Genomic DNA, 22268 nt, shown 5'->3' on the forward strand with positions numbered 1-22268 from the left:
CAGCAGGAGCACTGGGGCCTCGACGGGTGTCCGGCTAGCTGTCGAGCCAGGCGCCGACGGACTTGATGCCGCCTCCCAGGACACCGCCGATCAGGCCGCCGACGATGGCTCCGGGGAGGGCTCCGGCGCCTACAGTCGGGGCACCGCCGACTTCCGCGCCGGCGATGGCGCCGAGTCCACCGCCCTCGACCGCCCCGTCCGCATCCGCGCTCGCGACGCCCTTGGCTCTCATGGCCACCCTCGGCTCTCCGTCGGCCTTGGCGTGGACTTGATCGGCGCTCGCGGCGATGACGCCGGCGATGCCCTGACCCACCAGGCCGGCCTGTGCGTCGCTGAACTGCTCGGTGTAGATCCTTCGCGTTTCTTCTGCGATTTCCGAAGAAGATCCGCCGTTGCGGACCACGTCGAGCATTTCCGTCAGGCCACGCGTTTCCGCCTCGGTCAGCACGCCGACCTTCTGCATCCTCTCCAGATACATTCGGCTTCTCTCGGCCCGCGACATCCCGTTCTTCAGGGCCAACTCGACCATTTTGTTGTGCAGTTCCCCGGCCGAGCGAGCCCAGGCGCGCAGGAATTCCTGGGTCACTACGATGTTTTCGCCTCTACGGAGGACTCCGCCGTCTTGGGTGCCGTTCCCGGATGGGCCGGGAAATGTGGGCTCGAAGATGACGCCGAGAGTCACGTTGAACGGTGGCCGGTGGTCCTGGATGACCTGTGCGCGCTGCACGGCGCGCGTTGTTGCCTCGATCAACTCTCCGAAGTCGACCTGGCCGGGCTTCTCACTTACTGCCATCGCGCACTCCTTCCTGGGGTGGCTGTGCGACTCGTTGCTGTACTTCCGACGGCCCCCAGACCTTGGTGACGACCTGCGGGCAGCGCAGGCACGCCTCTCTGCCCTCTTGGTGCCACCAGCGGCAGTGTGCTCGGACGTGGCACTGCGGAAGGCTGTCGACGACGACAGGAAGCGTTCGCGTAATGCGTGTCGCCAAAGTGCAGTCGGTCCCGTCGAAGTTCTGGCAGCCACGACCGGCGCAGTCCGCCGCGAAGCGGAATACTTCTTGGGGATCGACTGGTTCCGCCAGGGACAAGAGGCGGTCACTGGGAGGTTGTGGTTCCGTCAGATAGAGGACTCGTGGCTCGTCGACGGAGCCGCCGACCACCCCGATGACAGAGCCTCCAGCCATTTCGGGATGAGCGCTCGGGCAGATCCTCTTGGCGTCGCCATTGGCGTCCGTGGGGGCCATGAATCGCTTCACTCTCACTGGGTTTCGGGCCAGGCACATCATTCGATGGGAATGGAGATCCCAGCGGGTGATACCGAGTGCCTAGATCACCCTGCGCTGCGTGCCAGTGGGCGGCAAGCGGAGTGCGTCCCAAGGGTGACGAGGGGTGCCTCCCACGAGAGGACGCCCGGTCAATGTGTAGGCGGCCAGGTCGCCTGCGGCGACGAGGAATTCGGCGCCCAGGACGGGGCCGATGCCGGGCATGGACTGGACGGCACACAGAGACTGTTGATCACGACCATCAGCGAACACCCGGGAGCAAGGCGGAGCCCCCGCCCAACGACCGGCCCGATCCGACGGATCAGAAGGTCGCAAGCCTTGGGGCGAAAAACAGGCACCCCTGGTGGGACGGGGCGTACGTGGGTTGCCCGAGCGGCTCAAGGGAACGGTCTTGACAAGCGTTCATCGCTGCGGCCACACGATCTCCCTCAACCGGTCCAGGTCCGCCGCCGTGAACCCGCTGGGCCGCATGACGGCGTTCCAGGCGTCGACGTAGGCCGCCTTGTACTTGTGGCCGTGGCCGTCCGGTACGTCGGTGGAGAAGGGCAGGTCCGCGGTGACTTGCCAGAACGTCACGAAGGGGATCCACACCATCTCCTCCAGGACGTCGTCGCCGGGTGCCTGGCCGATCCAGTCGGGTTCGGACAGGACCAGGTGAGGGCTCCACCAGACGATCGGATCCGAGGGGTGCATGAGGTAGAGCACCCGGGTGCCGTTCCACGGTTCGCCCGCAGGGGGCAGTGCGGTGGCGGGGTCCTCGGTGAACCGTACGGTCCGTCCGTCCTTGTACACCGGCTGGATCTCGGGGCTTCCCGGGTCGCGATCGTCGCTGAACTCACGGAACAGGGCGTTGAAGTTGGGCGGTCCCGCGAAGAGCGTGCCGGCGGTGCGGTTGCGCAGGTCGTACTCCCCGCTGAACGCCGTCTCCCCGCCGAAGGACCCCAGGCTCTCGCCCGCGACGAACAGCCGGGGGCGGGAGTCGTGGGGCAGCTTGGACCAGGTGTCGTAGACGGCGTCGAAGAGGTCACGGCCGGCCGCGCGCGCCTTGGACTGGTCGACCAGGTACGACAACCAGGACGGCAGGTACGAGTACTGGATCGCCACGGTGGCGCAGTCGCCGCCGCCGAGATACTCGAAGGAATCAACGGCGGCCGGGTCGACCCAGCCGCTCCCCGTGGTCGTCACCACCAGGAGATTGGCCCGCGAGAAGCCGCCCGCCCGCTGGAGGTCCGCGACGGCGCGCGCCGCACGGGTCTCCGTGTCGTCGGCGGTCGCGAGGCCGGCGTAGGCGCGGACCGGCTCCAGCGCCGGGCGGTGCGTGAACGCGCCGATGTCCGTGGCCGATGGTCCGCCGCCGATGAACGCGCGGCCCTCCCTGCCCAGCGAGTCCCACGGCACGAGGGAACCGGGACCGCCCGAGCGCAGGGTCGTGGTCGGCTGGTGCACGCCCGCCGGCGTCTCGGTGTCACGCACGGAGAACGCCTCGTTGGCCGCGTTGACGAATCCGTTCAGCAGGAGGCCGTTGAACGCGGACCACACCAGGGCCGTGACCAGGAGCCAGCCGACCGCTGCCGCCGCCCGAGGGCCGATCCACCGCCCGAGCAGCCGGGCCGTCCAGTGGTACCCGCGCCGGATGCCTCGACCGGTCAGCAGCAGGATCCAGAACACGGCGGCGGCGATGAAGGGGCAGGCGACGGCCGTGAGCACGTTGTAGTCCGTGACGCCCATGATGCGGCGGATCTCGTGCTGCCAGTACTGCCCGAAACCGAACGACACGCCGAACAGTACGATCGCGGCGCCGAGCAGGATCCACCAGGACCGGCGCGCCGCGGGGCGGGTCTCGCGGTCGGCGAACGCCCGCCCGATCAGGGCCAGGACGACGCCGACGCCGTACCCGATCGCCGCGGCGATGCCGCAGATCAGCCCCTGGAGCACACCTCCGCGGGGCAGCAGCGACGGCGTGAAGGACAGACACGCGAAGACGAGGGCGCCCCAGCAGCCGGGCACGGTGACATGGAAGATGCGGCGCGCCTTCCCGCGGCCGGGGGACGGCTCGGCGGGGGCGGCTTCGGGACCGCCGGGTCCGCCACCTCCGTCCACGTCTCTTCGTGACGGCGGTTCGCGCGGCGGGGTTTCGGGCGGGTCGAACGGCATGACGTGCTCCGGGGTCAGCATCACCCCGCGGGGCGGGTCCCGCCAGCCGAACGCCCGGGAAGCGGCGGACATGCCGTTCCGAACGGCCGCTCGTACCCTGAAGCCGAGCGGGAGGTGTGCCCCATGGGCGGACGCTGGACCGCGCGCCTGGCGCTGGTCTCGGGCCTGGCGGCGATCGTCGTACTGCTGGTCTTCGCCGGATTCGCCGGCGGGGTCGCGCTGGTGGCGGTCGGGCTGGCCGGCATCGTACTGACGGCCGCCGCTGCCTGGTGGGCCCTCGCGAACCGGGGCTGGATCCGGGCGCTGGCCGCGCTGCTGGTCGTCGCCGCGCCGGTCACCGTCATCGTGCTGTACGTGCTCGCGGGGCTGTTGTGGGTCGTGCTGGTCTCGCTCGGCCTGTGGGCCCTCGCCGTCACCGCGGGCCGGTCCGCTCTGGTCGAGGGCGCCCCGGCCGGCATGCCGGAGCGGTCCGTCGATCCGCCGCGGCACCCCTTCCTGATCATGAATCCGCGCTCCGGCGGCGGGAAGGTCGAGAAGTTCCACCTGGTGGAACGGGCCAGGGAGCTGGGCGCCGAGGTCGTCGTCCTCGACCCGGGCCATCACGAGGACGTGGCCGCGCTGGCCCGGCGGGCCGTACGCGACGGAGCCGATCTGCTCGGCGTCGCGGGCGGTGACGGCACGCAGGCGCTGGTGGCCGGTGTCGCCGCGGAGCACGACGTGCCCTTCATGGTGATCAGCGCCGGCACGCGCAACCACTTCGCCATGGATCTCGGCCTGGACCGGCAGGACCCCTCGACCTGTCTCGACGCACTGTCCGACGGCGTGGAACTGCGGTGCGACCTCGGGTACATCGAGGCGGGGCGGCCCGAGGACGCACCCACTCCGCGCGTCTTCGTCAACAACGCCTCGTTCGGCGTCTACGCGGCCGTGGTGCAGAGTCCCGCCTACCGTGACGACAAGGCCGGCACCATCCTGGAGATGCTGCCCGATCTGCTCACCCACCACAGCGGCGCCCGGCTGACCGTCCGGGTCGGCGCCCAGACCCTGGACGGGCCGCAGGCCGTGCTGGTGAGCAACAACCCCTACCGGACCGGCGACTCGGCGGGACTGGGGCGCCGCGAGCGGCTGGACTCCGGGGAACTGGGCGTGCTGGGCGTCCAGGTCGGCGGGGCCGCCGAGGCGACGGACCTGCTGCTGCGCGGCCGACAGGGCCGCGGACTGACCGCCACTGTCGCCCGGGAAGCCGTCATCGACGCCGACACGCCCGTCGTCCCGGTCGGGGTCGACGGCGAGGCCCTGCTGCTGCCCGTGCCGGTGCGCTGCCGTGTGGAACCCGGCGCGCTGCGCGTCCGCGTGCCCCGCAAACGACCCGGTGTCCCGCGCGGCGCACCCCCGATGGACTGGCGCCGGGTACGGCGCCTGGCCCTGACGATGCGCCGGGTGGCGGCGGGGCACGAGTCGTCCTGACGACGGCGGCCGCGCTGCCGGCGGACCGGAAGCACGTGCTGCCGGCCTGCCGCGACCTACATCCCCTGCCCCCGCCGGTCGCCCTCGGCGCGCCGGCGGTACGCCGCCACCGCCGCCTCCACGGTCGGGAAGAAGTGGCGCGGGTCGACGGTGCGGGTCAGCTCGTACCGCTCGATCTTGCGCCGTACGGGATCCTTGAGCTCGGCGAAGACCAGGTGGATGTGCTGGGCGTTGAGCGTCTCGTCGAGGTCCACCAGTACGTCGGCGGCGGTGGTGTCCACGTCGGTCATCGGTTCCGCCGCGACGACGATCCACTCGGGCCGGGGCTCGGCGCCGGCCAGCCGCCGCACCTCGTCGCGGAAGGTCTTGGCGTTGGCGAAGAACAGCGGTGCGTCGAACCGGTAGATGACCAGTCCCGGCAGCTGCTCGGCCGTCGGGTAGGACCGGATGTCGTGGTAGCCCTCCAGCCCTGGCACCCGGCCCAGCACGGTGTTGTACGGCCACCAGGCGCGCCGGAAGACATTGAGCACCGACAGGGCGACGGCGAGAGCGATCCCCGGCAGCACGCCGAGCAGCGCCACGCCGAGGAACGCGGTGACCGACAGCAGGAACTCCGTCCGGCGCTGCCGCCACAGCCGTACGGTCCCCGCCGGGTCGGCCAGGGACAGCGAGGCGGTGATGACGACGGCGGCGAGGGCGGGCTGGGGAAGGTTGCGGAACATGCCCGGGGCCAGCAGCAGCATGAGCACGATCAGCGCCGCTCCCACCACACCCGTGAGCTGGCTCCTGGCGCCGGCGCGCTCCGCCACCGCCGTGCGGGAACCGCTGGTGCTGACGGGGAAGCCCTGGAAGAGACCGGCCGCCAGGTTCGCGACTCCCACTCCCGCCATCTCCTGGTTGCCGCGGACCTCCTGGCCGGTGCGGGCGGCGAACGCGGACGCGTTGGAGATCGTGTCCGCCAGGGACACCAGGGCGATGCCCAGGGCGCCCCCGCACAGCGGGGCGAGATCGGAGGCGTGGACGTCGGGGATCGTGAACGGCGGGAAGCCCTCAGGCAGTTCCCCGACCAGACTGACACCGTGTTCATCCAGGTCGAGGAGTGCGGCCACGGCGATCGCCAGGACGACCATGACGAGCACGGCGGGGATCTTGGGCGCCAGCCGTTGCAGTACCAGGATCAGTACGATCCCGCCGACGCCGACCGCGGCGGCGGCCGGCACGAGGGCCCCGTCCGCGAGCTTCTCCACGAGCCCGACGCACTCCCCGATCAGGTTGTCGGCGTCGACCTTGAAGCCGAGCAGCTTGGGCAGTTGCCCGATCAGGATGGTCAGGGCGAGGCCGTTCATGTACCCGATCATCGTGGGCTTGGAGATCAGGTCGGCGATGAAGCCGAGCCGCGCCACCGAGGCGAGGATCATGATGGCCGCCACCATGATCGCCAGCATCGAGCCCAGGGCGACCGCCCGATCGGGGTCGCCGTCCGCCGCGACCAGGGGCAGCACCGTGGCGGCGATCATCGGGCCCAGGGAGGAGTCGGGGCCCAGCACCAGGATCCGTGACGGCCCGCACACCGCGTAGCCGAGCAGGCAGAGGATCGTGGTGTAGAGGCCGGTGATGGTCGGCAGACCCGCGAGTTCGGCGTAGGCCATGCCCTGCGGCACCAGCAGGGTGGTGAGGACGACGCCCGCGACGAGGTCCTTGACCAGCCACTCGCGCCGGTACGAGGACGCGGCACGCACCCCGGGAACGGCACGCAGCCGGGCCGACACGCCGTGGATGCCGCGCGGGCCGGTCACGGACGCCCGCCCGCGCCCTCCGCCCGGCGGGCCGTGAACCGCTCGCTGCCGAAGCCGGCCAGGCCGAAGCCGCCGGGCTGCTTCTCCTTCGCACCCGGCGTCACCCGCGCAGGCAGCATGACCTCCGCGACGTGCTCGGCTCTCTCCTCCGACATCAGCGTCCGCTCCCGTGGGCAGGTCCCCAGGGCCATTCTCGGTTCGGCCCCGAAAGATCGCCCCCCGAGAGGGCCGTGCGGCGACGTGGTCAGAGGGTGATGGTGCCGCGGACGCGGACCGTGGCCGCGCCGCTGACCCAGACGGTGCCGTCCGGGTCGGCGCTGATCTCGATGGTGGCGGCCCGTCCCACCCTCGCGCCCTGGAACACCCGGTAGGTGGAGGGTGCGGCGCCGGTGCCGGTGAGCCACTGCCCGACGCCGGCGTTCATGCTGCCGCAGGCGGGGTCCTCCGGCACACCCACGCCGGGGGCGAAGGTGCGCATCTCGAAGTGGTGCTCGGCGCCCTCCGGGTAGGCCCCGATCGCGCCGACCATCGCGGTCGGGATGAGGGACAGGTCGGGTTCGAGGGCGAGGACCTCATCGGCGGTGGCCAGCCGGATCACGGCCCAGCCGGGCCCGTTGTCCACCCACTGGTGGTCCAGAACCCGCTCACGTGTGATCCCGAACGCGGCCACGATCTGATCCAGATAGGCGTCGTCGAGCGCACCCTCGCGCAGGCGCGGCGGGGCCGCGAAGGACAGCGTGTCCTCGCCGCGGCGCACGGTGATCAGACCCGCGGCGCACTCCTGCACGAGTCGGTCGGCGTGCCGGGGCGTGCCACCGCCGTCCAGCCAGGCGCGCGCGGATCCCAGCGTGGGGTGCCCGGCGAAGGGCAGCTCGGCCTGTGGCGTGAAGATCCGGAGCCGGTAGTCCGCCTCCGGTGAGACGGGCGGCAGCACGAACGTGGTCTCGGACAGATTCGTCCAGCGTGCCAGGCGCCGCATGGCCTCGTCGGTCAGGCCCGTCGCGTCCAGGACGACCGCGACCGGGTTGCCGAGGCAGGGGAGCGCGGAGAACACGTCGACCTGCATGAATGAGCGTGAACGCGGCATGGTCATGGGCCTTCCCGTGGAGCGCGGAGGCGACGGCGGACGCGGCGCGTCCGCCTGTCGGCGGAGGTGGGTCGGTTCCATTCCAGAGGGTGCCCCGGGGGCCGGGACAGGGCCAGTCGCGACACGGTGGACCGACCGTGAACGCGTGCCTGAGCGCGACCACCACAGCTGCGGCCGTCGGCCTGTCAGACCCTGCGCCTAGGCTGTCGCAGAGAGTCGATCAAGGAGCGGGGTCATGCGGATTGAGCGTCATCAGGTGGGCGGGGCGGCCGTGTCGGCGGCACGTGAGGACTTCACGAACCGCATCGGGGGGCAGGTGCGGTCCATGTCGCGGGCCGACCGGATGGCCACCTACGAATGGCAGTCGATCGCCGACGAGTTCCTCGACTACCTGGGCGCCCTCTCCGTCGAGACACCCGACCTGCACACGCCCGAGGCCAAGGCCGCCCTGAAAGACGCCTCCGAGGCCGCGGCGGGCGCCGTCGCGTACGCCGCGTACCACCCGCACTGCAGCTTCCAGATCTTCCTGGACTACGTGAACTTCGGCATGAGCTACGACCCGGGTGCGGACGCCCCCGAGGAGAGTGTCACGCCGGGGGAGTGGATCGACGCGCTGTGCCTGGCGGTCCTCAGGGACAAGGCCAAGTGGCACGGTGAGGCCTTCCACTTCGCCCGGGAGAAGTTCGCCGAGCAGGCACTGGGGACGCCCGTCGGTGAGCTGGCCACGGGAATGATGGCCGTGGTCCTGGACGACACCGGCGACGACGAGGAGTATCCGCCGAGCGCGCGGGCCAAGCTCGCCGCCGTCGACGCGGCCCTGGACCGCGTCCGTACCCGCGCCCAGGAGTCCGGCGAGCCTCTGCTGGACCGGCCGGCCGGCGTGGCGCTGCACGCGCTGCGCGCCCTGGCCGCCGAGGACCGGGAGGCCTTCGACGCCGCGCTGGCCGACCTTCTGGTCAGGCACACCACCCTGCACGGCCCCGGGGCCTCCCCGAGGACGCTCCTCCCGCTCGTCCCCAACGCCCTCGCCGCGCTCGCGTACCGGACGCTGGGCTGGGAGCCGTCCGTCCGCACCGACTACCTCCCGCACGCGCTGATCACCGGCTTCGAGGCGCGTGGTCCGCGCGTCGGGGGGTTCGGCCAGGACCGGCGTCCCGACGCGGTCGCCGCGCTCGCGGCGGGCCCGCTCGTGGTGGAGCGGCCCGCCCGCGACCGGACCGTGCCCCCGCAGCTCGAGGCCATGTACGAGGAACACCTCCGGGAGGCGCTCACCCCGGTCGACGGCAAGCCCCTCGCCCTCTGGCGGCTCGGCAGCGTCATGGAAGACCAGCAGCGACTCTTCGCATGGCGCGCGGAGGACCCGAGCAGCGTCCCGGACGCCCGGTCGGCGAACCTCCGGCTGGCCTCGCAGATGGGGGCGGCCGTGTTCCGTATCGCGCGGGCGGAGCCGGGCACGGACGTCGAGGTGGCCATCGACGGGCGTACGCTGCGCTACCCGGCCGAGCGGGGCGAGGAGGCCGGCCCCGGCAACTGGCACAAGGCCACGGCCCTCGCCCTCGTCACCGGCGCACGGGAGGACCTCGCCCCGCTGGTCCTCACCGGTCCCACCTTCGCCCGCCCGGACGGCTCCGCCTTCGCCCCGTACCGCGAAGCCCTCCACGCCTATCTGAAGGGCACCGACGCCGAAGCGGCCGCGCAGCGAGCACTGCGACAGGACGAGAAGGCCAAGGACTGGGGCTTCGCCATGCCGCCGGCCGTGCTGCTGTCGCAGCTCGTGGAGGGCGACGAGGAGAGCTTCAACCTCGCCCTGGCCGACGCGCTCGAAGCCCACCGCGACCACTACCGGGTCGCCGACCGCGCCGACGACCCCGACGCCTCCCTCAACCTCGACATCCTCGCCCTGACCTGCCACGCCCGCCGCCGGGGCTGGACCGTCCGCGTGGAGTCCCCCTACCTCCCGAAGGACATCCTGGAGGCCGCTGAACCCTTCTGATCTCCGGGAGCGGACGGCGTACCGAGCCGCTCTCACAGGGCGGCGCCGGTCTCCTCCCTCAGCGTGGCCAGGAGGTGGTCCTGGAATGTCTCGTCGTGCACGCTGCTGTGCGGTTCCTGTCGTTGGCGGTGGTACCAGTAGCCTCCGGTGGTCAGCGCCTGGGGATCGTCGCTGGAGGCGAGCCACTCCTGGGTCCGATGGCCGAGCTCCAGATCGTCCGGCGCGCCCGGGCCGCCCATCTTCGTAGGCACCCAGCCCGGATCCACGGCGTTGCTCAGCACTCCGGGGCGCAGCCGGGCCACCGCCGCCGCGAGCGTGGTGACGAACAGTTTGCTGTCGGCGTACGAGCCCGCGCTCCGCCCTCGCCAGTCGACGCCGGCGAGGGAGGGGCGGCCGCTGAAGTGCGAGCCGCTGCTCAGGTACACCAGTCGGCGCGGCTCGGGGAGCAGTGCCGTGAGCAGGTACGGCGCGACGATGTTGACCGGCATGACCGCCGGCCCGCTCCACACACCGGCGTTGTGGATGACCGCGTCGAAGGGCTCCGCGTCGTTCAGTTCGGCCGCGACGCGTCGTACGGCGTCGCGTTCCGTGAAGTCGCCCACCACGAGGTGGGCCCCGCGGTCGAGCAACGCTTCGAGGGCCGCCGCGCGCCGCGGGTTCCGTGCGTGCACCACGACATCGTGGCCCGCGGACAGCAGAGCGTCCGCCGCGGCACGGCCAAGGCCGTCCGCGGAACCGGTCACCAGAATCCGACTCACGGCGCACCGCCTCCCGGGTGATCGCTCCCCTCAAGTCTCGCCCGCCGTCGTCCGCCATGCACCGCGCGTCGGCGGGAGCGCGGTCAGGGAGTGAGTTCGGGTGGGACGCGGCGGCCCGCGATCTGCTGGCCCGGCAGGAGGAAGGCGTCCGGCAGGGGGGTGCCGAGCGCCCTGCGATAGGGCAGGGAGTGGTCCTTGCACAGCCAGTAGGTCTCGCCCTCCGGGGTGGTGACCTTGTCGAGTCCGGCCCACCGCTCCTCGGGGTCCAGCTCCTTCAGCAGCGTGTAGAGCGCGCGGTAATCGGCGTGGCGGTCGCCGCGAAGCCGCGTGCTCATGCGCAGTTCGGAGCCGTCGGGCGCGCGGTGCACGGAGGGCCCCTCGGCGGGTACGGCGTCGAGCACGGCCTTCATCAGCTCCAGGTCGTCCTTCAGCATCTCCCCGAGGTCGGCCGCGGCCACGCCGAGTACGGGGCCGGCCAGCGGAACGGCGTACCGAAGCACCTTCAACACGCGCTCCGCGTGCGAGAGCAGCATGGACTCCATCTGCGAGGTGACCCTGACCTCGTAGCCCTCGGCCGCGGGCATACGATGCCAGGCTCCGGGTGCCTCGCAGTACAGGCGCAGCCTCAGCACATGGCCCGGCAGCATCCCGAGCATCCGGCGCCGGGGCACCTTGGCCACGGAGATGATGCTCGGACAGATCGCCGACTCCTGTGAGTTGCGCTGCCGCAGGGAGGCGAGGAAGGTGCGCTGCTGGTCCGCCGCGATGGCGGCTTGCTGGACCCGGGCTTCGCGCAGTTCGTCGAGGATGTCGTCGCCGCGGCTCTCGATCTGCGCCAGCCGCCCCTCGATCGTGCTGCTGAGGTCGGACACCCGTTGCTGGAGGGAGAAGGCCAGCTCGGTCATCCGGTCCGGCGCGGACGTGCCCGTGCCCAGGAGCAGGGTGCGCACATCGAGGTCCTCCAGGTGGACCGGGCACTCCACGACCTCGCGGGGCGGGGAGAGGGTGAGCCTGCGCAGGAGCTGTTCGTGGGGGAACTCGTGCGGGCACGGCCTTCCCTCAACGGTTTCGGGACACGGCACCAGCCGGACCACGTCCAGGCCCGGGTAGCGGCGCAGGGTCTGCTCGAAGCCGTTCTTGAGGACGGCGAAGAAGTCGTGCGGGTACGGTCCGCACGTCGCGATCTCGGCCGTCCTGGTGTGCCGGTCGACGGTGACCAGTCCCAGATGCGCGCCGTCGTGGTCCCGTAACAGCGCACCGCTGCGCCAGTGCAGCCCCGTGGTGAACCGGTGCTCGCGGGCGATGAACCAGGTGGGGATGCCGGGCGGGACGGTGTTCAGGCGGTAGCGCAAGCGGATGACGCGGCGGTAGCGCCGCAGCGCCGACTCCCACTCGGAGGAGTAGGCGGGTGGTTCCCAGGGGAGCAGTTCCACGACCAGGCTGCTGTGGCGGTCGGTCGTGCGGTAGGACAGGTCGAAGCGTTCCATCATGCTGATGAAGTGCTGGTGCAGGGCCACATCGAGGTCGGCCCACAGCTCCCTGCGGTGAGCGGGGGTGAACACCCCGTGGTTCTCGCGGACTTGCCGGGCGTCGAGAACGCGGCTGATGTACGAGGTCAGCCACTGCGGGTGGAGTACGACGAGGTCCTTGAGCTCCTCGTCGTCGGAGTACATCAGGATGTCCCCGAGACTGTGCAGGGCCGAGGCCAGTTCGGTCTGCTGGAGTCGGTCCGTGACGTTCTTCTCGGCCATGAAGTCGTACAGCTGAGACGGTGTGACATACCGTTCGGAGCGGGCGCGCACCGCGTCGGCGGCCTTCAGCCAGTTGCTGGGCCAGCGCACCCCCATGAGCGGGAGACGTGCGGCTTCGACGGCGATGCGTTCGCGGACCGCCGCGATGCCCTCGCCGGTGGCGGAGTCGGCCGACAGGCTGGCGACGATCATGCCCGGGTAGTCGGCCCGGATGGAGGACAGCGGTAAGTCGGCGGGGCGGGGGTCGAGGTGGGTGGCGACCAGGATCACCGGTGCCTGCGGGGCACGTGCCTTGATCAGGTCGAGCCAGTAGTACAGCTTGCTCTCCTGCCAGCCCACCTGGGCGTCCCACAGCAGCAGGAACAGGGAGCGGTCGGTCAGGAAGAACTGGTGCGTGGCGTGGTAGATGTCCTGGCCGCCGAAGTCCCATGTGGTGAGGTCCATGGTGATGTCGGCGTGGGGCGTCGGCGGGTCGGGATGGCGCAGCCGCAGCCGGGAGACCTCAAGTCCATGGGTGCTGTTCTCGCCGAGGTCGAACGGCTCACCGCGCAGCGCCTTGAGCAGTGAGGTCTTGCCGGCCCGCCCCTGGCCGACCAGGAGCACCTTGGACGTCCACTGCCGCTCGGAGCCCTGGGCCTGTGAGGCGAGGAAGGCCAGGATGGCGGACCGGCCGCCGGCGACGATCTCGGGCGGCGGGGTGACCAGCGGATTGTCGTCGACCTCCAGGACGACCAGCCGTCTGAGGGCGCCGAGGGAGGCGGGGAGATCGGTGAGGTGGTTGCGACTCAGGTAGAGAAAGCTGAGCTTCTTCAGCCGGCCCAGCCAGTCCGGCAGTTCGACGAGACCGTTGTCCTCCAGATGCAGCGTGGTGAGGCCGGTGAGCCGGGCCATGACCTCCGGTAGCCGGGTGAGCCGGTTGGCGTTGAGGTGCAGCCTGGTCAGTCCGGTCAGCTCGCCGATCTCCTCGGGCACTTCGTCGAGATCGAGACGGCCGATGTCGAGAACGTCCGACCCGTTCCGCCGGCACTCGTCGATCAGGCGCAGCGCGTCGTCCCGTCCACTCACTGTCATGCCGTCCCCCGCCCTTGAACGCACGCCGAGCCGAACGCCCAGCAGAGTACCGACCGGGAGGATCTCCAGGGAGGCGATCGCGCGCCTCCGCGTACCCACGTCGACTTGCGTTGGAGCGCGCTCCAGGTCGTAGCGTCGCAGATGCCGTGGCGGCCGGGTTCGGACCCGTGCGGGGTGCCCGCGCGGGATGCCGGACGGCGGAATCCGTCGTTGGATGGACGAGGGGCTGCCGTGGCGTGCGGATGATGAACGAGTGGCGAGAAGGGCTGGGACACAGCATGCGGAAGCGTAGTCTGCGAGATCTGCGGGTATCGGCCGTCGGCCTCGGGTGCATGGGCATGTCCGCGTTCTACGGATCTACCGACCGGGAGGAGGGCATCGCGACCATCCGGCGCGCGCTGGACCTCGGCGTGAACTTCCTCGACACCGCGCAGGTGTACGGGCCGCTCACCAACGAGTCGCTCGTCGGCGAGGCGATCCGGGGCCGGCGCGACGAGTACGTCGTCGCGACGAAGTTCAACTACCGGATGGACAAGGCCGTACCCGGCGACATGAGCACGGTCGGCGCGCAGGACGGCTCGGCCGAGCACGTCCGGAGTTCGGTCCACGGCTCCCTGGAGCGTCTGGGCACCGACCACATCGACCTGTACTACCAGCACCGGGTCGACCCGAACGTGCCCATCGAGGAGACGGTCGGCGCGCTGGGCGAGCTGGTCGCCGAGGGCAAGGTGCGGCACATCGGGCTGAGCGAGGCGAGCGCCTCGACCATCCGGCGCGCCCATGCCGTGCATCCGATCACCGCCGTGCAGAGCGAGTACTCGCTGTGGTCGCGCGACGTCGAGGCCGAGGTGCTGCCCGCCTGCCGCGAGTTGGGCATCGGCTTCGTGCCGTACTCGCCGCTCGGCCGCGGTTTCCTCGCGGGGCGGTTCTCCTCGCCGGACGAGCTGGACGCCAACGACTGGCGTCGCGAGAACCCGCGCTTCAAGGACACCAACCTGGAGGCGAACCTGCGGCTGGCGGCGACGGTCAAGGAGATCGCCGCCGAGAAGGACGTGACCCCGGCCCAGCTGGCCATCGCCTGGGTGCTGGCCCAGGGCGAGGACCTGGTGCCGATCCCGGGCACCAAGCGCCGCACCTACCTGGAGCAGAACGCCGCCGCGGTCGACGTCACGCTGACCAAGGACGACCTGGCCCGCATCGACGCCGAGCTGCCCGAGGCGGCGGGCGAGCGCTACGACGAGGCGGGCATGCGCACCGTCAACCGCTGACGGGCACCGCCTCGCTCGCCGGTGCGGGGCGTCGCTCCCGTCTGAGCCACGGCCTGACCTGTGGACGTTCCCTGCTGAGCCACGGACGCGGGGGCGGACCCCCGCGTCCGTGCTCGGTGGCTCAGGGCAGCAGGTCGGCGACGAGGTCCGCGAACTCGTCGGGGGTGACGAGCCGGATGCCGAGCTGTTCGGCCTTGGCACGCTTGGAGCCCGCCCCCTCGCCCGCGACGACGAGGGTCGTTCTCTTGGAGACGCTGGAGGAGGAGCGCCCGCCGGCCCGCTCGACGAGTTCGTTCATCTCATTGCGGGACAGCTTCTCCAGGGGCCCGGTCATCGCGCCGGTGACGACCACCGCCATCCCGGCCAGCGGACCATTCTCCGCCGAGGAGACTCCGTCGCCGGGGTCCGCGTCGTCGGCCGCCCGGGGCGGCGGCGGGGTGGCACCCGGCTCCGTCATGGTCAGGCCCGCGGCGACCAGCTTGTCGATGAGCGGCCCGAGTTCGGCCAGTTCCGCGACGATCGAGGGAGCCTTCTCCGGGCCGATGCCCTCGACCTGCTGCATCGCCTCGGCGTCGGCTGCCCGAATGGCGTCCATGGTGGCGAAGTGGCGGGCGATGCGCCGCGACATGGAGCGGCCGGTTCCGCGTACGCCGAGCGCGCACAGCACCCGGGACAGCGGCTGCCGTTTGGCCTTCTCGATCGCGGCCAGCAGATTGTCGGTGCTGGTGTCGCCCATCCGGTCCAGGCCGAGCAGTGCCGTACGGGTGAGGGCGAACAGGTCGGCGAGATCCGTGACCAGCCCGGCGTCGACGAGCTGGACGACGCGGGTGCCGCCGAGCCCCTCGATGTCGAGCTGGTCGCGGCCGGCGGCGTAGGAGAGGGAGGCGACCAGGTGGCAGTTGCGGCCCTGGGCGCAACGCCAGCGTTCCTCGCTCCTGTCGATGTCGGACCCGCAGCGCGGGCACTGCTCGGGGAAGACGATGGGCCGTTCGTCACCGGTGCGCAGGTGGGCGACCGGGGCCTCGATGCGGGGGATGACGTCACCGGCGCGGTGGACCATCACCTGGTCGCCCAGCCGGAGGTCGCGCCGGGTGATGTCGGCCGGGTTGTGCAGGGTGGCGTAGGTGATGGTGGAGCCGTCGATGACGACCGGTTCGAGGACGCCGCGCGGAGCGATGATCCCGGTACGGCCGACGTTCCACTCCACCTCCAGCAGCCGGGTGATCTTCTCCACGGCGGGGAGTTTGTAGGCGATGGCCCAACGGGGCGCGCGGGAGCCGGACCCGGCGGCCCGCTGGTCGGCGGCGAGGTCGGCCTTGATGACGATGCCGTCGATGCCGAACGGCAGCCCGGCGCGGAGGGCGGCGATCTCCTGGACCCGGTCCAGGACCTGCTGGACGGTCTCGGCGACGGTGTCCGGGACCGCGGTGCGGGCGCTGGTGTGCACGCCGAGTTCGGCCGTCAGGTCCATGAGGGAGCTGTGGGCGGACGCGTCCAGGCGTTCGGCCAGGGCCCGGTCGGTGCCGGGCAGGGGCAGCAGGCCGTAGCCGAAGAACGTCATCGGCACCGTGTAGAGGCGCTCCTTGGCCCGCAGGGTGCCCGCCGCGGCGTTGCGCGGGTTGGCGAACGGCTGCCCGCCGTGGCCGGTGCGGACCTCGTTGGCGTGCTCGAACTGGGCCGTGGTCATGAGGACTTCGCCGCGTATCTCCACGGTGACCGGTTCGGCGAGTCGCTCGGGCAGTCCCTCGATGGTGCCGATCGCGTGCGAGACGTCCTCCCCGGCGGTTCCGTCCCCACGGGTGATCAGCTGGGTGAGGCGGCCGTGGGTGTAGCGGGCGGCGATCGCGAGCCCGTCCAGTTTCGGCCCGACGTGGTAGCGGGTGACCTCATGCCCGATACGACGGGCCAGGGACGCCGTCCAGGCGGTGAACTCCTCCGCGGAGAAGACGTTGTCCAGGCTCAGCATCGCCACCGAGTGCGGGACATCGCCCTCCACCGCGCCGCCGGCCACCTTTCCGCTGGGGGAGTCGGGCAGCAGCTGATCGGGGTGCTCCGCCTCGTACGCGGCGATCCCGCGCACCAGGCGGTCGTAGGAATCGTCGTCCAGCGGCGAGGTGCCGCCCGCGTAATAGGCGGCCGCCGCCCGTACGGCGTCCTCGACCGCCCGCGCGTAGGCGGCGGCATCCACGATCACTGCTGCAGGTGTTGTCATGACCGGCATCCTGCCGCCCACCACTGACAACGGGGTCGGGCGCGGTGCCGGCGAGGTGCTCGTCGCACGGGCCGCCGTGGGCCGACGTCCGCGGGGACGTGTCGGGACGTATGCGGGACGTTCCTGGGACGCCGTGGGACGGGCCGGGTGCGCGGCGGTCCATGGGGCGATCGGGGCCCCCGCGCCCGCCGCCGTGGTCGTCCCGGCGCCCCTTCCCGGGACGCCGACCCTGCCTGGGACGCCGAAGATTGGCGCAATCCGGTCTGGCGGGCCGTTGCTAGGTTTCTCGGCGTCGGACGGCGACTCGCCGACCGCATCGACCACATCCGTTCGCGTCCGATCGAGTTCCGCTCGCACCGGACCGCATTCCCGGGGGACGACCCACCATGAACCTCAAGCGCACGCTCGCCACTCTCGGCGCCGCCGCCGCGATCACCGGCGGTATGTTCACCATCAGCCCGCCCGCGCAGGCCGCCATCGCCGGCTGCACGACCTACACGACGTACTTCAGCGGCGACTTCTACGCGAAGATCCCCACGATCGGCACCGGCGGCACCAACTTCTGCACCCTGCGCTCCGGGGCCCGGGGAGACCAGGTGTACTACCTCCAGGACACCCTCAACTACTGCTACGGCCAGGACCTCGGCGAGATCGACGGCATCTTCGGCTCGAGGACCGCGGCCGCCCTGGCCCGCGTGCAGGCGAGCCTCGGCCTGTCCGCCGACGGCATCTACGGCCCGCAGACCCGCGACGCGCTCAAGTGGCACTGGATGACCCTCGGGGGCAGCAGCCACTGCACGACGCTGTACAACGCCCACCCGCACGCCTGATCAGCCCCATCGGGAGACGGGGGCCGACCTCCCGGCCGGGGGACCGGGAGGTCGGCCTCCGGTCGGCATCTCAAAGGTCGATGATGCCGACGAACACGATCCGTTCGGCGCGCACCACCGGCGAGGGCACGCGGTCGTGTTCGGTCACGAGCAGACGCACGCGGTGACCGTAGGCCGCGGCCGGCCGTCGCACCACGCCGGTCCACGCCGCGAAGTCGGGGGTCCACGGCAGGTCGACCTGGTCCATGGTGCTGTCGCCGGTCGACGGGGGCTGATAGCGCACCACGGCGAGGCCGTACCACGGGCGGTGGACCGCCTTCATGGTCGTCGGCGCGGTGTCACGTCGTCCGGGGTGTGGGAGCCGGCGAAGAGGAACGGGACCGAGAGGTGGGCTTGCCGGCGTCCGGTCGGTCTGGGCTGCGGGGCGGCAGGTCTGCGTGACGCTGAATTCCCTGTAGCCGACCGAGAGTTTGGCCCACGGCGTTATAGGGCGATCAGGCCGGCTGTTGTCTCCTTGAAGCCGCAGGCGTCGAAATAGAAGGAGCGCAGGTGCTCTTCGAAGTCGACGTGAAGCCACTCGCACGTCGCGGCGCGGGCTTCTTCGGCTGCGGTTGCTACGAGCGCCGCTCCGACTCCTCTTGAGCGGCAATGCCGCGCGACGACCGTGTCCAGGACGAAGGCGTGAACACCGCCGTCCCAGGCCACGTTGACGAAGCCGATCAGGGAGCCGTCTTCCCATGCGCAGACCCAGCCGAGGCTGTGGCGCTCAAGTCGTGCTCGCCAGTCGGTCTCCGCGACAGGCGGGCCGAAGCCGTCGGCGTGCAACGCGTTGAGGGAGGCGTTGTCGAAGTCGCCTCGCCATTCGTACGTGATGGTCACATCGCGATCGTATGTCCGTGCGCGCCCATGACGGCGTGGCGATTTTCCGCGTGTAAGCCACCGACAGCGGATCATCGCTTGGATCAGAGATCGTCCCGAGTCGCTGTCGGGCGGTCCAGGCGCCAGACCACGTCGATGCCGCTGCCTGCGGGTGCCGTCGGCGGGGTTGCCTTTTCTCGCCGGATCTCGGTGAAACCCAGTCGGCGGGGCACGGCGCTGCTGGAGACGTTGGCCAGGTCATGCGTTATTTCCACGTACTCCACGTTCGGAAGGGCGAACAACTCTGCGACCATGGCCGCCGTGGCCCGCGTGGCGATGCCCTGTCCGGTGGCCGCGGGATGCAGCCAGTACCCCATTCTCCAGCCCCGGGGCTCGGCTCCACGGTAGGCCTGGCACATACCGACAAGTGAACCGCCCTTGGCGATGGCGTAGTTGTATACCTCGCCGCTCGCCCAATTCGCCTCGGACTTCGTGAGAAAGTCCCGGGTCCTCTCCTCACTGTGACCGGCCACCCATGCCATCCATGGCCGCAGGTGGTCCAGAGACTCCTCGATCAGCGTGAACGCGCGAACGAAGTCGTCCTCCCCCCGCCAACGTTGCAGGGCGAAGTCTCCACACTCGATGATCGAACTCGGTCGTTCCATGACAGCCATGATTGTTTCGCGGCCCCGGATGCGGCAAGCGACAGCATGGGCTGTCACCAGCTGATTCAAGGTTTTTGGAAGGTTACTCACAAACCCGGTCATGCATGGTCGTTCCACCACCGAAGCGGGGGTCACCCGAAGATCCCCTCCAGACAAGGAGCAAGCCATGCGTATGCGTAATCTCCTGGCGTCCACGGGGCTCGGCGCCGCGCTCGTGCTCGGGGCCGTGTCCGTGCCCGCCCAGGCCGTTGCCGACGGATCCGTCCAGTCGACGCAGGCGTCGGCGATCACCGCCGACCCCTGCCCGAACGGTGGCAGCTACTGGGCCGACTGGGTCGGTGGCAAGGGCCGCGCGCACTACCGGTGCGACGGCTTCCGCGTCCGCATCGGTATCCACTGCACCGACGGCAACTCCTACTGGAGCGGCGGCCCTGGCCAGCCCTACGCGACCTGGCGGCTGAACTACAACAGGGTGGAGTGCCCGACGGGTTACAGCACCACCGGCAGCCCGAGTCTCTACGTGCGGTAGGCCGACACGTTTCGTTCCTTCAAGCGGACGCTCCAACGGGCCCCGGTACGCATGACGGTGCCGGGGCCGCGAGTTGGTCTCGGGTGAGGCAGTGAAGAGAACCGCCAGCTGATGTCCGGAGGCGTCAGTCGCTGGCGGTTCTCGGGTGCGGTACCGATGACGCGGGTCGGGGGAGTGGGGGTGGGCCGGTGAAGCGTACGGGGACGCCTGGGGAGTAGAGCACGCTCACGGGGTCTCCCTCGGGGCGGCGCAGGCCGGCCGCGGTGAGGAGGGTCTCGTCGCAGGACAGGAGCCGGGCGCGGTGCAGTGGCCAGCGGGGATGGGTGTTCGGGAGGTAGAGGGGGCGCCCGTGGAAGGAGCTGTGCATGCCCCAGCGGGCGGTCAGGAAGTGTTCGAGCGCGGTGGGCTCCTCGACCCGCTCGCCGACCTCCACACTGATCGCGCTGTGCGCCCCGCGCGGCCCCGGCCACCGCCGCCGGCTGGTGTACGTCATCGTCGAGCCGTCGCTGCGGATGGTCATCTTGGACCACACGTACGGGATGCCGACCCCCCACCGGCCGATCGCCACGGGCAGGAGGCGGGACGCGTCGAGTGAGCGGAACACCACACCCCGGCGGCCGTGACCGTCCACGGAGTACAGGCGCACATTGGTCTCCGGGAAGCTCCCCAGGTACGGGAACCCGGGAAGGCGGAACCATCCGACGCGGTGCATCCGGAAGGCGACGAGGCCGACGTAGGTGAGGCCGTCCAGCGTGTCGGGCACGGTCCCGGCCGGAAGGAGCGGGGCCACCTCGGCGGGATCCACGGGCCAGTGCAGGAAGGCCAGGTCGAGCCAGGACTGGGTGAGCAGGGTGCGGTCCGTGCGGTGGGGTGGGTCGGCCGATATGGGCTCGGGTAGCACGGCGGGCTGCGTCTGCGGCATCGCAGCAGTATTCAGGACGGGCGGGTGGGGCATGGCGGGCGGGGGCATGTGCGGTGCCAAGGAAGCCCAGGAAGCCAAGGAACCCAGGAAGCCAAGGGAGCGCCACATGGAGCCAATGGTGCTAGTGTCAATAGCACCATGCTGCTGAGACTGGATGTCGCGGACCATCGCCCCCTGCACGAGCAGGTGGCAGGCGCGATCCGGCGCGCAATCGCTGAGGGGGAGTGCGGTCCGGGGGAGCGGCTGCCTCCGGCGCGAGACCTGTCCCAGGCGTTGGGCATCAACGTCAACACCGTGCTGCGCGGCCTACGGGCCCTGCGTGACGAGGGTGTGTTGGAGTTCCGGCGCGGCCGGGGTGTGACGGTGGCCGAGGGGGCGGACCAGCGCTCGGTACTGCTGGACCGCCTGGGCGATCTGGTGGCCGACGCGGCACGCCTGGGCTACAGCAAGACCGATCTCATCGAAATGATCAGGGGGATTCCGTGACCGAGCACTCGGGTAGCGGCAGCGGAACCAGGTGGGGACTCGCCGGGTGGTGCACCGGGGTCCTGCTGCTCCTGGTGGGCATGCCTCTCGCCGCGCGGGGACGGCTGCCGGAGAGGCCGGCCACGCACTGGAACGCGGCGGGGAGGCCCGACGGATTCATGCCGCTGTGGGCGGCAGCGGCTTTCCCCGCTCTGATCTGGGCGGTGTTGGTCACCGGGGTGGTCATCGGATCGAGGCGCACGGGTCGGGGGCGGGGGTGGACGGCTGTCACGCTGGTGGCAGGGGGGTCCCTTCTGGTGGGCGGGCAGGCGTCGGTCGTACGGGCGAACCTCGACCGGTCCGATGGGCGGGAGGCCGGCTCGGTGACGGGCTGGGTCGTGGCGACCGTCGGGGTGGCGGTCACGGCGGGTGCGCTCGCCTGGCTGGCGTCCCGTCAGCGGCCCGCGCCGCACGACCGGGTGGCGGACGGTCCGACGATGGACATCCCTGAAGGCCAGCGGCTGGTGTGGCTCTCCCGCACGTCCAACCCGTGGCTGCAGATGACCTCCGCCGTCACGGGGCTGGTGGCCCTGGCCGCTGTCGTGGCCGCCGTTGGGGGCCTGGCCGGTCTCGTTCCGGCACTGACGCTGATGACACCGTTCGCGCTGACGTCTGTCGTGGTGCTCGGCTGCGCCTCGGTGCAGGCCCGGGTCAGCGAGGAGGGGTTGAAGGTGTCCTTCGGTCCGCTCGGCCTGCCGGCGCGACGCTGGGCCGTCGAGGACATCGAATCGGCCCGCGTCGAGCACCGCACACCGGCGCAGGTGGGGGGATGGGGGTACCGGCTGAGCGGGTTGGGGACCACCGTGATGCTGCGCCGCGGTGAGTGCCTCGTTATCCGAGCCAAGGGCAAGGACTTCGCCGTCAGCGTGGACGACGCCGAACGGGGCGCCGCGCTTCTGAACTCCCTGGCCGCGAAGTCCCCAAGGTGAGCGGTCTCAGCGGCCGCTGGGCGAGGGGCTCCGGTCACGGTAACGCCATGACCGGAGCCCGGGATCAGCTACCCGGGAAGGTGCCGGGCGCCGCAAGGGCCTCTCTTTCGGATCTTGCCGGGGTCACGGGGTCTGGCACGCACATCTGCGGCGTTGTCGTCGGTTGTCAA

19 protein-coding genes are annotated in these 22268 nt (G+C 71.0%); 7 read left to right on the forward strand and 12 right to left on the reverse strand.

The window, feature by feature from the left end:
- Positions 1-34: 34 nt before the first annotated feature.
- A complete protein-coding gene (locus ACZ5NW_RS07190) occupies positions 35-793 on the reverse strand; it encodes a hypothetical protein (RefSeq protein WP_468742710.1) in 759 nt (252 codons plus the stop codon).
- A gap of 892 nt (positions 794-1685) precedes the next feature.
- Positions 1686-3509: an alpha/beta hydrolase gene (locus ACZ5NW_RS07195; protein WP_468742711.1), complete on the reverse strand. Its 1824-nt coding sequence runs from the start codon at positions 3507-3509 to the stop codon at positions 1686-1688.
- A 51-nt stretch (positions 3510-3560) separates the two neighbouring features.
- Between ACZ5NW_RS07195 and ACZ5NW_RS07200 the strand changes: the two genes are divergently transcribed.
- Positions 3561-4904, forward strand: coding sequence for a diacylglycerol/lipid kinase family protein (locus ACZ5NW_RS07200; RefSeq protein WP_468742712.1), 1344 nt, complete (start codon positions 3561-3563; stop codon positions 4902-4904).
- 56 nt (positions 4905-4960) lie between these two features.
- On the opposite strand, the gene ACZ5NW_RS07205 is transcribed toward ACZ5NW_RS07200, so the two are convergent.
- From ACZ5NW_RS07205 to ACZ5NW_RS07215, 3 genes are all read right to left on the reverse strand, one after another.
- Positions 4961-6700: a SulP family inorganic anion transporter gene (locus ACZ5NW_RS07205; protein ID WP_468742713.1), complete on the reverse strand. Its 1740-nt coding sequence runs from the start codon at positions 6698-6700 to the stop codon at positions 4961-4963.
- Positions 6697-6855 carry a hypothetical protein gene (locus tag ACZ5NW_RS07210; protein WP_468742714.1) on the reverse strand — a complete coding sequence of 53 codons (159 nt, stop codon included), beginning with the start codon at positions 6853-6855 and terminating at the stop codon, positions 6697-6699. The genes ACZ5NW_RS07205 and ACZ5NW_RS07210 overlap by 4 nt, the downstream gene beginning before the upstream one ends.
- An 89-nt stretch (positions 6856-6944) precedes the next feature.
- Positions 6945-7766 carry a PhzF family phenazine biosynthesis protein gene (locus ACZ5NW_RS07215; RefSeq protein ID WP_468742715.1) on the reverse strand — a complete coding sequence of 274 codons (822 nt, stop codon included), beginning with the start codon at positions 7764-7766 and terminating at the stop codon, positions 6945-6947.
- 256 nt (positions 7767-8022) lie between these two features.
- Here ACZ5NW_RS07215 and ACZ5NW_RS07220 point away from each other — a divergent pair, with 256 nt between their 5' ends.
- A complete protein-coding gene (locus ACZ5NW_RS07220; RefSeq protein WP_468742716.1) occupies positions 8023-9780 on the forward strand; it encodes an immunity 49 family protein in 1758 nt (585 codons plus the stop codon).
- A gap of 32 nt (positions 9781-9812) precedes the next feature.
- Here the strand turns inward: ACZ5NW_RS07220 and ACZ5NW_RS07225 are convergent, their stop codons facing one another.
- Entirely contained in the window at positions 9813-10538 is a 726-nt protein-coding gene (locus ACZ5NW_RS07225) for an SDR family NAD(P)-dependent oxidoreductase (protein ID WP_468742717.1), read from the reverse strand.
- A gap of 83 nt (positions 10539-10621) precedes the next feature.
- Complete coding sequence (locus tag ACZ5NW_RS07230) at positions 10622-13360, reverse strand: COR domain-containing protein (protein WP_468742718.1); 2739 nt, start codon at positions 13358-13360, stop codon at positions 10622-10624.
- Between the two features lie 278 nt (positions 13361-13638).
- On the opposite strand from ACZ5NW_RS07230, the gene ACZ5NW_RS07235 reads away from it, so the two are divergent.
- Positions 13639-14628, forward strand: coding sequence for an aldo/keto reductase (locus ACZ5NW_RS07235; protein ID WP_468742719.1), 990 nt, complete (start codon positions 13639-13641; stop codon positions 14626-14628).
- 121 nt (positions 14629-14749) lie between these two features.
- Here ACZ5NW_RS07235 and ligA read toward each other — a convergent pair whose 3' ends face one another.
- Positions 14750-16849: an NAD-dependent DNA ligase LigA gene (gene ligA / locus ACZ5NW_RS07240; protein ID WP_468742720.1), complete on the reverse strand. Its 2100-nt coding sequence runs from the start codon at positions 16847-16849 to the stop codon at positions 14750-14752.
- A gap of 377 nt (positions 16850-17226) precedes the next feature.
- Here ligA and ACZ5NW_RS07245 point away from each other — a divergent pair, with 377 nt between their 5' ends.
- Positions 17227-17670, forward strand: a complete 444-nt coding sequence (locus tag ACZ5NW_RS07245) for a peptidoglycan-binding domain-containing protein (protein WP_468742721.1) — start codon at positions 17227-17229, stop codon at positions 17668-17670.
- A gap of 70 nt (positions 17671-17740) precedes the next feature.
- Here the strand turns inward: ACZ5NW_RS07245 and ACZ5NW_RS07250 are convergent, their stop codons facing one another.
- The 3 genes from ACZ5NW_RS07250 to ACZ5NW_RS07260 all read right to left on the reverse strand — a co-directional run bounded on the left by ACZ5NW_RS07250 (position 17741) and on the right by ACZ5NW_RS07260 (position 19193).
- The gene (locus ACZ5NW_RS07250) at positions 17741-17992 is read right to left on the reverse strand and encodes a hypothetical protein (protein ID WP_468742722.1); all 252 of its coding nucleotides are present in this window, start codon (positions 17990-17992) and stop codon (positions 17741-17743) included.
- 161 nt (positions 17993-18153) lie between these two features.
- Complete coding sequence (locus ACZ5NW_RS07255; protein WP_468742723.1) at positions 18154-18549, reverse strand: GNAT family N-acetyltransferase; 396 nt, start codon at positions 18547-18549, stop codon at positions 18154-18156.
- A gap of 83 nt (positions 18550-18632) precedes the next feature.
- On the reverse strand, positions 18633-19193 hold the full coding sequence (locus ACZ5NW_RS07260) for a GNAT family N-acetyltransferase (RefSeq protein ID WP_468742724.1): 561 nt from the start codon (positions 19191-19193) through the stop codon (positions 18633-18635).
- Between the two features lie 166 nt (positions 19194-19359).
- Here ACZ5NW_RS07260 and ACZ5NW_RS07265 point away from each other — a divergent pair, with 166 nt between their 5' ends.
- Positions 19360-19722 (forward strand): hypothetical protein, encoded by a 363-nt coding sequence (locus tag ACZ5NW_RS07265; RefSeq protein ID WP_468742725.1) that lies wholly within the window; start codon positions 19360-19362, stop codon positions 19720-19722.
- 124 nt (positions 19723-19846) lie between these two features.
- On the opposite strand, the gene ACZ5NW_RS07270 is transcribed toward ACZ5NW_RS07265, so the two are convergent.
- Entirely contained in the window at positions 19847-20644 is a 798-nt protein-coding gene (locus ACZ5NW_RS07270) for a YqjF family protein (RefSeq protein WP_468742726.1), read from the reverse strand.
- 138 nt (positions 20645-20782) lie between these two features.
- Here ACZ5NW_RS07270 and ACZ5NW_RS07275 point away from each other — a divergent pair, with 138 nt between their 5' ends.
- Together ACZ5NW_RS07275 and ACZ5NW_RS07280 are read left to right on the forward strand one after the other, a co-directional pair.
- Complete coding sequence (locus ACZ5NW_RS07275) at positions 20783-21130, forward strand: GntR family transcriptional regulator (protein ID WP_468742727.1); 348 nt, start codon at positions 20783-20785, stop codon at positions 21128-21130.
- Positions 21127-22098: a DUF1648 domain-containing protein gene (locus ACZ5NW_RS07280; RefSeq protein WP_468742728.1), complete on the forward strand. Its 972-nt coding sequence runs from the start codon at positions 21127-21129 to the stop codon at positions 22096-22098. The genes ACZ5NW_RS07275 and ACZ5NW_RS07280 overlap by 4 nt, the downstream gene beginning before the upstream one ends.
- The last annotated feature ends 170 nt before the right edge of the window (positions 22099-22268 follow it).

It is taken from the genome of Streptomyces sp. NPDC032126, assembly GCF_055580085.1.